10 protein-coding genes are annotated in these 13,443 nt (G+C 47.6%); 9 read left to right on the forward strand and 1 reads right to left on the reverse strand.

Annotated elements, in window-relative coordinates; genetic code table 11:
• Positions 1–80 precede the first annotated feature (80 nt).
• From hcp to ACOIT5_RS08310, 9 genes are all read left to right on the forward strand, one after another.
• Entirely contained in the window at positions 81–1,739 is a 1,659-nt protein-coding gene (gene hcp / locus ACOIT5_RS08270) for a hydroxylamine reductase (protein ID WP_423130000.1), read from the forward strand.
• A 348-nt stretch (positions 1,740–2,087) separates the two neighbouring features.
• Complete coding sequence (locus ACOIT5_RS08275) at positions 2,088–5,147, forward strand: protein O-mannosyl-transferase family (RefSeq protein ID WP_423130001.1); 3,060 nt, start codon at positions 2,088–2,090, stop codon at positions 5,145–5,147.
• The gene (locus tag ACOIT5_RS08280) at positions 5,147–5,776 is read left to right on the forward strand and encodes a polysaccharide deacetylase family protein (RefSeq protein WP_423130002.1); all 630 of its coding nucleotides are present in this window, start codon (positions 5,147–5,149) and stop codon (positions 5,774–5,776) included. The genes ACOIT5_RS08275 and ACOIT5_RS08280 overlap by 1 nt, the downstream gene beginning before the upstream one ends.
• A 71-nt stretch (positions 5,777–5,847) precedes the next feature.
• Positions 5,848–7,119 carry a phosphoribosylamine--glycine ligase gene (gene purD, locus ACOIT5_RS08285; RefSeq protein WP_423130003.1) on the forward strand — a complete coding sequence of 424 codons (1,272 nt, stop codon included), beginning with the start codon at positions 5,848–5,850 and terminating at the stop codon, positions 7,117–7,119.
• Positions 7,120–7,199: 80 nt separating this feature from the next.
• On the forward strand, positions 7,200–8,183 hold the full coding sequence (locus ACOIT5_RS08290; RefSeq protein ID WP_423130004.1) for a hypothetical protein: 984 nt from the start codon (positions 7,200–7,202) through the stop codon (positions 8,181–8,183).
• Positions 8,184–9,833: a carbamoyltransferase C-terminal domain-containing protein gene (locus tag ACOIT5_RS08295; protein WP_423130005.1), complete on the forward strand. Its 1,650-nt coding sequence runs from the start codon at positions 8,184–8,186 to the stop codon at positions 9,831–9,833.
• 132 nt (positions 9,834–9,965) lie between these two features.
• Positions 9,966–11,213: an aspartate kinase gene (locus ACOIT5_RS08300; RefSeq protein ID WP_423130006.1), complete on the forward strand. Its 1,248-nt coding sequence runs from the start codon at positions 9,966–9,968 to the stop codon at positions 11,211–11,213.
• Positions 11,214–11,341: 128 nt separating this feature from the next.
• Positions 11,342–11,830, forward strand: a complete 489-nt coding sequence (locus ACOIT5_RS08305; protein WP_423130007.1) for a hypothetical protein — start codon at positions 11,342–11,344, stop codon at positions 11,828–11,830.
• Between the two features lie 14 nt (positions 11,831–11,844).
• A complete protein-coding gene (locus tag ACOIT5_RS08310; RefSeq protein ID WP_423130008.1) occupies positions 11,845–13,140 on the forward strand; it encodes an efflux RND transporter periplasmic adaptor subunit in 1,296 nt (431 codons plus the stop codon).
• A 46-nt stretch (positions 13,141–13,186) separates the two neighbouring features.
• Here ACOIT5_RS08310 and ACOIT5_RS08315 read toward each other — a convergent pair whose 3' ends face one another.
• Entirely contained in the window at positions 13,187–13,378 is a 192-nt protein-coding gene (locus tag ACOIT5_RS08315; protein ID WP_423130009.1) for a hypothetical protein, read from the reverse strand.
• Between the last annotated feature and the right edge of the window lie 65 nt (positions 13,379–13,443).

Raw genomic sequence — 13,443 nt, forward strand, 5'->3', positions numbered from 1 at the left:
GGCCTTGCGGCGGTTTCAACCGGATCGGAAGTTCGTTGGAAAATAAAAAAATCAGTTAATCAGAAAGTTATAAGAGAATTATGGAGAACATGTTTTGTTATCAGTGCCAGGAGGCCTCAAAAGGAATTGGATGTACGATTAAAGGAGTATGTGGTAAACCCAGCGATGTGGCTAATCTGCAGGACACCTTGTTATTCGTTTTAAAAGGCATTTCAATCCTGAATACCCAGTTGAAATCTGTTGGCCAAACCGATAAGCAGGTCAATAAAGTGGTTTTCGACGGCCTTTTCAGCACCATTACCAATGCAAATTTTGATCACACCGCTTTTGTAATCCGTATAAAAAAAGCGCTGAAATTACGGGACGAGTTAAAAGGAAAAGTAGCGGCTGCCGGGATGCTGATTGGCGATCACGAGTCGCTGCACTGGACCGCCAAAACCAGTGAAGAATTTGAAGCCAAAGCGCTTGAAGTAGGCATTCTGAGCGAAAAAAATGAAGATATCCGCTCGCTGAAAGAACTAATTATTTACGGCTTAAAAGGTTTGGCCGCTTATGCCGAGCACGCGTATAACCTGGGGCACGAAAAACAGGAAATTTTTGACTTCCTGCAGGAAACCCTGGCAGCAACTACCAAAGACCTTTCGGTGAATGAGTTGGTTGGACTGACGCTCGAAACCGGCAAATTCGGAGTGGACGTCATGGCACTGCTCGATGCCGCTAATACCTCATCTTTCGGAAACCCCGAAGTCACCAAAGTAAACATCGGCGTACGCAATAATCCGGCGATCCTGATTTCGGGCCACGACCTGAAGGACCTGGAAGATCTGCTGAAACAAACCGACGGTACCGGTGTGGATGTGTACACGCACAGCGAAATGTTGCCGGCCAACTATTATCCGGAGTTCAAAAAATACAAACACCTGGCCGGAAACTACGGAAACGCCTGGTGGAAACAAAAGGAAGAGTTCGAATCGTTCAATGGCCCGATCCTGTTCACAACCAACTGTATTGTTCCGCCACTGGAAAATGCAACATACAAAGACCGCATTTACACCACCGGAGCCAGCGGGTTGACCGGCTCCCTTCATATTCCCGATCGCCAGCCGGGAGCAATGAAAGACTTTTCAGTCATCATTGAACACGCGAAACGTTGTGCCTCCCCCACCCAGATTGAAGAAGGCGAAATCATCGGCGGATTTGCCCACAACCAGGTATTTGCCTTAGCCGAACCGATTGTTGAAGCGGTGAAAACCGGCGCCATCCGCAAGTTCTTTGTGATGGCCGGTTGCGATGGCCGTATGATGAGTCGCGAATATTATGAAGAATTTGCTGCCAGATTACCGCAGGATACCGTCATCCTGACTGCTGGTTGCGCCAAATACCGTTACAACAAACTGCCTTTGGGCGACATCAACGGTATTCCCCGCGTAATCGATGCCGGACAATGTAACGACTCATACTCGCTGGCTGTAGTCGCGCTGAAACTGAAAGAAATCTTCGGCCTGGACGATGTGAACCAGTTGCCGATTGCCTACAACATTGCCTGGTACGAACAAAAGGCGGTAATTGTGCTGCTGGCGCTGCTGTACCTGGGCGTGAAAAACATTCATCTCGGGCCGACTTTACCGGCTTTCCTGTCGCCAAATGTAGCTGCTGTGCTGGTTGAGAATTTTGGAATCGCCGGCATCACCACTGTTGACGAAGACATGAAGTTATTTCTGGAACCTGTTGAAGCATAAAAACCAAATGATTATAGTGTGAGGGGGATGATTGAGAAGATGAAGAGAGGGTGTCCGCAAGGGCGCCCTTTCGTGTTTCTAGGAGATATTTAGGTGAAAATATAGTCATTCTGTTTACGCAGTGATTTTAAAAGTGTTAATACCTGCTGTTTTTATGGGCTGTTAAAAACGTTTAATTTCAACTTCTGACTGGTCTCTGTTGAAAGAATATACTATCTTCGCAAACATAAAAAATAACAGGCTGCGCATACTGTGGCAGCAAAGATACCGGGGGCCGGTTAACTGACAATATTTTAGGCGCTACCGCCTGGCAGGGCCAAACCGAATAAAAATAAAAAAACGATCCAGATGAAGAACTACAAATTTCTGAATCTTGTCACGGGTTGGGTGACATTTTTAATCGCAGCAGTGACTTACCTGCTAACCATCGAACCAACTGCCAGCTTCTGGGATTGCGGAGAGTTTATCACCACATCGTACAAACTGGAAGTCGGTCACCCTCCAGGCGCTCCGTTTTTTATGATCTTAGGACGATTTTTCACGCTCTTTGGCAATGCCTCACAGGCGGGCATGTTGATTAATGCCTTATCGGCCCTGGCCAGCGCATTTACCATCCTGTTCCTGTTCTGGTCAATCACCCATTTAGCCAAAAAGCTGGTTGATGTCCGGGCAGAACTAAGCGTAGGACAAACCATCGCTATTTTGGGAAGCGGGCTTATCGGAGCCCTGGCCTATACCTTCTCCGACACATTTTGGTTTTCGGCTGTTGAAGGTGAGGTTTATGCGTCGTCGTCGTTACTGACAGCCATTGTTTTCTGGGCCATCCTGAAATGGGAAAATGTTGCCGACGAACCACATGCCAACCGCTGGATCATTTTAATTGCCTACATCATGGGGCTTTCGATCGGTGTGCACCTCCTTAACCTGCTGGCAATCCCGGCCATCGTGTTTGTTTATTATTTCAGAAAATACAAAGTGACCCGTAACGGGGTGATTGCCTGTTTCCTGGTTTCGCTTCTTATCCTGGGCCTGATCATGTACGGAATCATTCCGGGAGTCGTGACCGTTGCTTCCTGGTTCGAACTGTTGTTTACAAACAGCCTGGGCCTGCCCTTTAATACCGGTGTAATTATTTATGCTGTTTTACTGATCGGGCTGGTTGTTTACGGCATCTATTTTACCATTAAAAAGAAATTGGTTTTGTGGAACACCGTACTGGTTTCGCTCATGGTTATCCTGATCGGGTATTCTTCGTTTGCCATGATCGTGATCCGTTCGTCGGCCAACACACCGATGGACCAGAACAGTCCGGATAATGTTTTTTCCTTGTTAGGTTATTTAAACCGTGAGCAATACGGCGACCGGCCTTTAGTTTTCGGGCAATATTACAACACGCCGCTCGACAGCAAAACGCCCTATGTGAAAAGCAAACCTTATTATATTCAGAAAGACGGGAAATACGTAGTGGCCGATATGCGCCAAAAACCCAATTATGATTCGCGTTTCACCACTGTTTTCCCGCGCATGTGGAGCCGGCAGGATGACCACATCCGCGATTATAAAAGTTGGGCGGGTATTAAAGGGAAGCCGGTAAGAATAACCGGGGACGAAGGAAAACCGGAGGTCATTGAAATGCCGACCTTTGGCGAGAACCTGACCTTCTTTATGCGTTACCAGGTGGTCCATATGTATTTCCGCTACTTTATGTGGAACTTTGCCGGACGGCAAAATGATATCCAGGGACATGGCGACATCCTCAACGGGAACTGGATCAGCGGGATTGATTTTATTGATTCGGCCCGCCTGGGCGACCAGAAAAGACTTCCCGACAACCTGAAAAACAACAAGGGGCGTAATACCTATTATTTTTTGCCGCTGCTGCTGGGCCTGATCGGGGCATTCTTTCACTATAAACGCAACCAGAAAGATTTTTGGGTGGTGATGCTGCTCTTTTTCATGACCGGTTTGGCTATTGTGATTTACCTGAACCAATATCCTCACCAGCCTCGCGAGCGGGATTATGCCTTTGCAGGATCGTTTTATGCCTTTGCCGTGTGGATCGGATTGGGGGTGATGGCCCTCGCGGAAGGATTAAAACGCCGGATACCCGAAACGGTGAGTGCGATCGCTGTTACATCGGTTAGTCTGGTCTTGGTTCCAGGAATCATGGCCAATGAGAACTGGGACGACCACGACCGCTCCGACCGGTATACGGCCCGCGACTTTGGGGCGAACTACCTGAACAGTTGCGATCCCAATGCCATTATTTTTACCAACGGCGATAACGATACCTTCCCGCTTTGGTACAATCAGGAAGTGGAAGGCGTACGGACCGATGTGCGTGTTTGTAACCTCAGTTACCTGCAAACCGACTGGTATATCGATCAGATGCGCAGTAAAGCTTACGAATCTGAACCACTGCCGATTTTATTTACACACGATCAATATGTACAGGGCACGCGCGACGTGGTTTACCTGCTGAACGATCCGCGCCTGAAAGGAGCGGTGGAACTGAAAAAGGCCCTCGATTTTGTTCGCGATGACAGTCCGCAAACCAAACTCTCGCAGGCAGGTAACGCATCCTATATCCCATCCAAAAAATTGTTTATCCGGGTCGACAAAGAAGCGGTTATCCGCAATAAAGTAGTGCCGGAAGCGATGTACGACCAGATTGTTGATACGATTTTCATTGACTTTGGCAACCGGAGTTACATTGTTAAAGATGAGTTGATGGTCCTGGACATGATGGCTAACGCGAACTGGGAACGCCCGATTTATTTTGCCATTACTGTAGGCCGCGACAAATACCTGGGTTTACAGGACTATTTCCAGCTCGAAGGTTTCGCTTACAGGTTCACCCCGGTTAAAACAACGAGTTCCGGTTATTTCCCGGGTTCGGTTCATACCCAAAAAATGTATGAAAACCTGATGACGACGTTTAAATGGGGAAATATGAACAAGCCCGGGGTTTATATCGACGAAAACAACCAGCGGATGATGATGAATATCCGGAACAATTTCAACCGGCTGGCCGAAAGTCTGATCAGCGAAGGTAAAAATGACTCGGCTGTTCAGGTGCTCGACAAAAGCCTGGAATTAATTCCGCATCAGATTGTATCGTATAATTATTTTTCACATCAGCTGGCCGAGAATTATTTTGCTGCCGGCGCCGTTGAGAAAGGCATAGCTGTTATGCAGGAAATCTACGGATCTTATCAAAACGACATGGATTATTACCTGTCGTTGCCCGATAAGTTTTTGCCTTCAGTGGATGAAGAGATTCAGCGGATACTCTATTTCATGCGCGAAATGGCAGTCGTTTCGGCCAAATATGAACAAGAAGAGTTGTCAAAGAAAATTACGGAAAGCTTTAATAACTATTTAACGGTCTACAGTTCGCAGAGATAATGCAGCGGTTCGATCCCAGAATACGGTTACCTCAGTTCCTGACCCGGTATTTTCCCGGGGCCATCTGGCGGATACCCTCAGCCGGGAATCAGGTTTTTCTGACATTTGATGACGGGCCTGTGCCTGAAGTCACCCCCTGGGTGCTCGATCTGCTGAAAAAAGAACAAATTAAAGCCTGTTTTTTTTGCGTGGGCGAAAATGTGATGAAATATCCCGAAATTTACCGTCGTATCCTGGAAGAAGGACACCGGACCGGAAACCATACCTTTAACCATTTACAAGGGTTAAAAACCCCCGATGCCGATTACCTCAGGAACGTGGAGAAGGCTGCCGGCTATATTGATTCCCGTTTTTTCAGGCCGCCGCACGGCTGGATGAAACGTTCGCAGTTCAGGCAGCTTAGCAAACAGTACCAGGTGGTGATGTGGGATCTGATCAGCAGGGATTACCGTAAAGATTTAACCCCTGAGGCAGTGGTCCGGAATGTGACGAACTTTGTCAGGCCCGGGTCGGTAATTATTTTTCATGATTCATACAAGGCCAAAACAAACCTGTATCCTGCCTTGCCGGAGGTGATCCGGAGATTGAAAATGAAAGGATATCAATTCGGCGATTGGGCTCAGGTGTGAGATCGGGAATAACAACGGAAGAAAGAAAAAGACGATCATAAAGCGGGAATAGCTAAAAAATACAGACGATCATGTTAAATATACTTGTTGTAGGTTCGGGTGGAAGGGAACATGCGATGGCATGGAGAATCAAACAATCCCCCAAGGTAAATCAGTTGTTTATTGCACCCGGTAATGCCGGTACGGCCTTGGTGGGCGAGAATATCCCTGTTGGTGTTTCCGATTTTGAAGGCCTGAAAAAGGTGGTACTCGAAAAGAAGATTGACCTGGTACTGGTTGGCCCGGAAGTTCCGCTGGTGGAAGGAATACATGATTTTTTTCGGGCCGATGCCGGTCTGAAACAAGTGAAAGTGGTAGGACCGACAAAAGAAGGGGCGCAATTGGAAGGAAGCAAAGACTTTGCCAAAGCTTTTATGCAGCGTCATGCCATCCCGACTGCCGGATACCTGACAGTCTCGACAGATAATTTGCAGGAAGGTCTTGATTTTCTGGCCAGCCTGAAAGCGCCCTACGTGCTGAAAGCAGATGGCTTGGCTGCCGGCAAAGGTGTTCTGATTATCGATCGTTTGGACGAAGCGCAGGCCTCGCTGAAAGAAATGCTGGACGGGCAATTCGGAGCAGCCAGCAGCAAAGTGGTCATCGAAGAATTTCTCTCGGGCATCGAGCTTTCGGTATTTGCGATCACCGATGGGAAAAATTACCGCATATTGCCCGAAGCCAAAGATTACAAACGGATTGGCGAAGGCGACACGGGTTTGAATACCGGCGGCATGGGAGCCATCAGCCCGGTTCCGTTTGCTGATCACGCATTCATGAAAAAAGTGGAAGACCGGATCATTAAACCGACGGTTGACGGGCTTCAAAAAGACGGGATCCCGTACAACGGTTTTATCTTTTTCGGGTTAATCAACTGCGGAGGCGAACCTTATGTCATCGAATACAATGTGCGGATGGGTGATCCTGAAACCGAAGCTGTGATGTTGCGTATAAAATCGGATTTTGTTGATCTGCTGATCGCTGCTGCCGATGGTACGATGGACTCGCAACGCATCGAAATAGACGAACGTTCGGCTGTTACCGTGATGCTGGTCTCGGGCGGTTACCCGGGCGATTATAAAAAAGGGATCCCGATGAGCGGATTTGAAGAAACGGAAAACAGTTACCTTTTTCATGCCGGCACCAGGCAAAGTGGCGGGGAAATAGTCACCGACGGAGGCCGGGTATTGGCGGTCAGTTCATACGGAGCCCGGATGCAGGAGGCGCTGGCTCAATCGTATGCCAATGCGGCGAAAATCAAATACGAGGGCAAATATTACCGGAAAGACCTGGGTTTTGATTTGTAAACTGCCGGGGAAGCTGTCGAAAACGGCTTTGTCGTCTGCTGAAACAATTGATAGTTACAAAATACCTTTGAATTGAAAAAATGATACTCAGGTTTCTCAAAAGCAATCAGGCTTATCATTTTATTCTGATCCCGCTGGTGACGCTGGCTTTGTGGACAGCTTCCCTAATCCGTCCCGAGCTGTACCCCTATTTCGGTGGCGAAGCAGAGATGTTGCTTTACAAGCCGCTGCAGGAGCTGTTAGCCGGATCCGCCCTGGTTAGCTCAACCCTGGCGGCTGCCCTGGCAGTTTTATTGTCTTTTGTTATTTTACGTCTGAATACTGCCTACGCCTGTATCCGTATCCGGACATTTTTGCCATCCAACATTTTCATTCTCATCATCGGGGGGCTGTATACCATGCACCACCTGCATCCGGTTTATTTCGGGGCCTTGTTCCTGATGCTTTGTATCGACCGAATTTTCGATGCTTACGAAAGCCCGGGCATTCATTCCAACGCGTTCGATGCCGGTTTTTTCATCGGCTTGGGCTCGTTGTTTTATTTCAACCTGGTTTTTTACTTTCCGGCCATCTGGATTGGTTTTATCCTGATCCGTAAAAGTCCGCAATGGCGTAATTTTGCCTTACCGTTGATTGGCTTGCTTTTGCCCTGGCTATTTGGCTTTTCGTACTATTTTCTGACCGATCGTACGGAAGAAATGCTGATCACGGTTAGCCGGAACATCCTTACGCCAAACAACGATTTATTCCGGAACATCCACATGCAGATATTTGCCGGTTTTTTGGCCTTTTTGACCTTACTGGGCAGTTTTTTCCTGATCGGCCGCCTGGGCGAGAAGAAAATCAGCAGCCGGAAGTACTTTCAGATCCTGTTTGTTGTATTTGCCATATCGGTTGCCCTGTTGGTTGTTGTACCCGCGGTATCGCTCGAGGTTTTTGTCCTGATGGCCATCCCGCTTGCATTTCTGATCTCCAATTACCTGATTTTTATGCGAAGCGGGTTCTGGGCTAACCTGTTTCTCTATCTGCTTATCGGATTGGTCATTTACCTTCAGTTTGTTTAAATGAATCCCGAAAAGGCAACATTGGCAATTTACGGCATTCAGGACCGCGACGAATATGAACATCCTTTTTATGTGCACGACCATAACTTGTGCATCATGCAGAACGGGCAGGTGAGAAAATTTCTCCAGCTCGAACGGATTACCCGGCAGAAACGGGATAACCGCTTACACGAAAAGTTGCCCGCAATCCTGAAAGAAAGTAAACTGCTGGGCGAAGAATTCGACCTGGTGTTTGTAGATAATGTTGTTGGCCGTACCTTTCTGACCAGGCAGGGAAACGTCCGTTTTGAGGCCCCGCTGACCCGCCTGCTGGCAACTGGTCCGGAAGAAGGCGACTGCTGGTGGTTTGGCCGGAAAACAGTAGCCTGGGTATTAAACCACGAGTTGGCGCACATCTTTAGTTGTGTGCCGTTTTTTGGAATGTTCAAGCCAAACAGCCTGTTGGTGCATTTTGACGGGGGCGCCAGTAAAAGTAATTTTTCGGCCTGGCTGTTTAAAAACGGGAAATTGATCAGGCATTCCGCTCACTGGGATTATCGGTACCTGACTTCTGTTTTCAACGCCAACGCGCTGGTTTTTTCGGTAATCGGCGCCAAACTGAGCGAGCAAAACAGTGTTCCCGGGAAAATGATGGGCCTTGCAGGGCACGGCGACTACAGGCCCGAACTTGAACGTTGGCTGAAGGAACACGACTTCTTCGAAAACATCTGGCACAACAAGTCGGCTTTTTTCAAACAGGTGAAAAAAGACTGGAACATCGATTTGAAGTCCTTCAACCAAAAGCACCCCTTTATACTTGATTGTATGGCTACGCTGCATGAGCTTTTTGTGCGCGAAACGGTTTTTGCCCTGAAAAAAATGCAGCAGCAAACGCTGAGCCGGAATCTCTATTATACCGGTGGTTGCGCGTTGAACATTGCGGCGAATACCCGACTGATAGACAGCCGCTTATTTGACGAGGTGTACATCCCTCCCTGTACGGAAGATTCCGGTCTGGCGCTTGGCGCCGCAGCCTTTGTCGAATGGAAAAAACATGGCGGGCTCAACCTGCACACTCCCTTTCTGAATAATTGGGATCTGGAGGAAACGGATTTCGACTATACAAAAGAAGATGTGAACCAGGCGGCCCGGCTTCTGGTTGAGGGAAAGGTGCTGGGCCTTTGTAACGGACCGGGCGAAGCGGGCCCCCGCGCCCTGGGCAACCGCAGCATGTTGTGCCTGGCCAATGACAAAATGCTGGCACACAAAATAAGTATGAAACACAAGGAACGCGAGTGGTACCGTCCTGTAGCTCCCGTGATGCTCGAAAAAAATACCTCCTGGTTTACCGGACAAAAAACCATCCATCCGCTGAGCCAATACATGTTGCTCCAGTTTGATGTGCTTCCGGAAAGAAAACAGGAACTGGCCGGAGCAGTTCATGCCGACGGCACTTCACGGATTCAAACCCTTTTCACGCGCGGACAAAATCCTTATCTGTGGGACTTGCTTTGTCTGCTTGATGAAAAATATAAAATCAAAGCATTGATCAATACTTCCTTTAACAGCAAAGGAGAACCGATCGTCCATACGGCAACCGATGCCTGGAACTCCGCCCGGAAAATGGGAATCGACGGTTTGGTGATAAACGGTAAATTGCAGGACTTTTGACGATATTGTTTATCTGCCGTCCGAACTGAAAAGACGATTAAAATCTGACGATTTAACTACATTTGCATTGGAATAAAATAAGGGGAACCGTAAAAATTATCTATTTTCAGTTAAATTTTAATTGGTTAAAGGATGAAAATATTCAAGTTTGGAGGCGCTTCCGTCAGTTCGGCGCCGGCGATTCATAATGTTGCGGCAATTATCGATATGTACCCGGGCAAAAAAGTGATTGTTGTTTCTGCCATGGGAAATACCACCAACGAGTTGGAGGACCTGGTCAGGAGCTATTTCAAAAAAGACCATAAAGCAGCTGCGATCCTAAACCGGATAAAAGAATATCACGATCAGATTATACGCGAACTGGGGCTGGAGGAAAGCAGCCTGGAAAAGGTACGCGAACTGTTTGATACGCTGAAAGGACGCCTGGAACGCACCCCCTCGCTTCAGTTCGATTACGAATACGACCAGTTGGTTTGTTTTGGCGAACTGATTTCGACAGCCATTGTTTCGGCATTTCTGAACCAAAATGGACAAAAAAATAAGTGGGTGGATATCCGGGAGAGTTTGCGCACCGATGAAACCTACCGGGAGGCGATTATCGACTGGAAATGGTCGGAGATGCTGATTAACAACCTGTTTCGGTTTGATGAGTGCGAATTGTACGTCACCCAGGGTTTTATCGGATCGACCACCACCAACCAAACCACCACGCTGGGACGCGAAGGTTCCGACTTTACAGCAGCCATTCTGGGGAACTTGCTGAATGCCGAAAGTGTAACGATCTGGAAGAATGTGCCGGGAGTTTTAAATGCCGATCCGGTTGATTTTCCCGACACCGAAAAGCTGGAAGAACTTTCCTATAAAGAGGCGATCGAGTTGGCCTATTCCGGGGCAAAAGTAATTCACCCGAAAACAATAAAACCGTTACGAAACAAGAATATCCCCTTGTTTGTCCGCCCGTTCGACGACCCCGCACAGGCCGGCACGGTCATCCACGAAGTTGGACACCAGCTTGACCTGGTTCCGGTGTACATCCTGAAAAAGAAACAAGCCCTGATTACCCTGTCTCCCGACGATTTCTCCTTTATTGGCATTGATCTGCTTTCTGAAGTTTTCGCGTTGTTTAAAAACCGGCGTATCAAAGTAAACCTCATTCAGCAATCCGCCATCGACCTGTCGCTGTGTATCGATGAGCCGGAGGTGGGACTGGAATCGCTGGTAGTTGAGTTGGGTAAAAAATTTGATGTCAGGTACAACACTGGCTTACGGTTGGCAACCATCCGTTTTTATACCGATGAGGCTTTGCTGAAAATGAAAAACGGCCGTCAGATCTTCATGGAACAAAAAAGCCGCCGGACAGCCCGCTTGGTTTTGAAATAGAACGAAGTATGCGCGACCGAATTACTATCGGTTTGTTATGTTCTGATTCAATCGTTTTGCTTAAATTGCATTAAATTTTAAGTGCTAAGGCATATTATTTTTATTGTATCTTCATAAAATGAATCGTTATGACACTTCCCGCCAGTAATTTGTACAAATTTTTTTCTGTTTTAGGATTGTTGATTTTTTTGTTTTGCGTATTTCTGCCGGCTTTTTACCTTGAATTGAACAGGCGCGATCTGAATGAAAGCCAGCGAAAGCTCGAATACCTGTCGCAGGAGCGGGAAGCCATGGTGGGAAAGATTAAAAGTTATGAGCTTAATATCAGTTCGGCCGATAGCCTGGAGGTGGAAGAAGCAAGGGCGGCTTATCCCCGGGAGCTGATTGATCAGTACCGGGATGAAATTGATCTGAGAACACGCCAGATCAGGTTGGAAAACAATATTCTGGACGAACAGGAAGTGCGCGAAGAATACATCTGGTGGGGCATTCTTGGATTTTTCGTGTTAAGCCTTGCCTTGGTTGTTTACGGACTGATTGGCTGGCACCTGAGAATACAGCGACCGGTTAATATCCTGATGAAACGCAAAGTGGAGCAAAAATTACTTGGACAATAAAAAACGACACCACCATGCAGCAACGCCGGAAAAAGAAAAACAAATTATTACCCTTCCTGATCGGGGCGCTGATCATCCTGATGATCGTTCTGGTCGTTGGTAAGAAGAAAGGCTTGTTTGGAAAAGACGTCGAAGTAAAAGTATTGACCCAGGTTGTTGAAAGCCGCACGATTACCGAGCTGATTACCGCTAACGGGAAAGTACAGCCAAAAACCGAGGTGAAAATCAGTCCGGATGTGTCGGGTGAGATTATTGAACTAAATGTGGAGGAAGGGGACGAAGTGGAGCAGGGGAAATTACTGGTCATCATCAAGCCCGATATGTACATTCAGGCGCTGAACCGGGCCCAGGCCAGCCTGAACTCGTCGAAAGCATACCTGGCCCAGGCTCAAGCACGCTTCATTGAAAGTGAGCTGGCCTTTAAACGGGCAAACAGCCTGTTCGACCAGCAAGCCATTGCCCTGACAGATTTTGAAAGCGCCGAGGCTGCCTTCAAAGTGGCCGAAGCCGAGGTTCGGGGCGCCGAATTTTCGGTGAAATCGGCCGAAGCCTCGGTGGCCGAAGCCGAAGAACAGCTGGTTAAAACCAAAATTTATGCTCCCATGAAAGGGACTGTTTCGCGCTTAAATGTGGAGAAAGGAGAGCGGGTTGTAGGGACCAACATGTATGCCGGTACCGAGATGATGGTTGTAGCCAACCTGAACCAGATGGAGGTGAAGGTCGAAGTAAATGAAAACGACATTGTGAAGGTTTCGAAAAACGATACGGCCCTGGTTGAAGTAGATGCCTACCTGAAACGAAAATTCAAAGGAATCGTTACCGAGATTGCCAACTCGGCCAATACCCTGGGTACAAGTTCCGACCAGGTGACCACCTTTAATGTGAAGGTCCTTCTGTTGGAATCCTCTTACCGCGACTTGTCCGACAGTGCCGGAGTGAACCGTTACCCGTTCCGTCCGGGCATGTCAGCCACGGTGGATATTCAAACCGAAACCCGGAACGATGTGATCTCTGTCCCGATCCAATCGGTTACCACCCGGCTGAAAGATGAAAAAGAGCAGGCAGAATCTGCGGCTTCGGCAAAAACCGAGGAAAAGGAGGAAATTGTATTTGTTGTGAGAGACGGACGCTCGTGGAAACGCCCGGTTGAAACCGGCATTCAGGATAATATGAATATTGAAATCGTCAAGGGTTTGCAGGCCGGCGACGAGATCATCACCGGACCATTTAGCATGATTAGCAGAACCTTGAAAGACAGCATGTTGGTAAAACCGGTTGATGAGAAAGAATTGTTTAAAGGGGGGAAATAAACCTAGCGTATAAAAATACAAAAGCCCCGGATCCGGGGCTTTTTTGTTATGCAGCATGATGCGAAAAAACCTCATCAAGTACCTTGGGGTACATCTCTTTGAAGTTTTCGTTACACCACCTGATCAATGCATCGAGTTCGTTTGGTTCCATCCAGTTTACACACTTCATCAGCTCTTTTCGGAATAAATCGCGGTTGTAACTGACTTTTGGCAAGATTACTTTTGCGTACTCAATCATGATTCTGAACTTTTAATTGTTACTTCTCTAAATTTAACAAACAGGGCAAACATTTGATGTGCTGA

Origin of the sequence: Gaoshiqia hydrogeniformans (genome assembly GCF_049347105.1) — a bacterium.
Lineage (GTDB): Bacteria > Bacteroidota > Bacteroidia > Bacteroidales > Prolixibacteraceae > Gaoshiqia > Gaoshiqia hydrogeniformans.

Bases quoted from the DNA above. Each gene is read 5' to 3' on its own strand.
- purD (WP_423130003.1), top strand. From the start codon at position 5,848: ATGTTAAATATACTTGTTGTAGGTTCGGGTGGAAGGGAACATGCGATG.
- ACOIT5_RS08315 (WP_423130009.1), bottom strand. From the start codon at position 13,378: ATGATTGAGTACGCAAAAGTAATCTTGCCAAAAGTCAGTTACAACCGC.
- ACOIT5_RS08295 (WP_423130005.1), top strand. From the start codon at position 8,184: ATGAATCCCGAAAAGGCAACATTGGCAATTTACGGCATTCAGGACCGC.
- ACOIT5_RS08305 (WP_423130007.1), top strand. From the start codon at position 11,342: ATGACACTTCCCGCCAGTAATTTGTACAAATTTTTTTCTGTTTTAGGA.
- ACOIT5_RS08290 (WP_423130004.1), top strand. From the start codon at position 7,200: ATGATACTCAGGTTTCTCAAAAGCAATCAGGCTTATCATTTTATTCTG.
- hcp (WP_423130000.1), top strand. From the start codon at position 81: ATGGAGAACATGTTTTGTTATCAGTGCCAGGAGGCCTCAAAAGGAATT.
- ACOIT5_RS08300 (WP_423130006.1), top strand. From the start codon at position 9,966: ATGAAAATATTCAAGTTTGGAGGCGCTTCCGTCAGTTCGGCGCCGGCG.
- ACOIT5_RS08310 (WP_423130008.1), top strand. From the start codon at position 11,845: ATGCAGCAACGCCGGAAAAAGAAAAACAAATTATTACCCTTCCTGATC.
- ACOIT5_RS08280 (WP_423130002.1), top strand. From the start codon at position 5,147: ATGCAGCGGTTCGATCCCAGAATACGGTTACCTCAGTTCCTGACCCGG.
- ACOIT5_RS08275 (WP_423130001.1), top strand. From the start codon at position 2,088: ATGAAGAACTACAAATTTCTGAATCTTGTCACGGGTTGGGTGACATTT.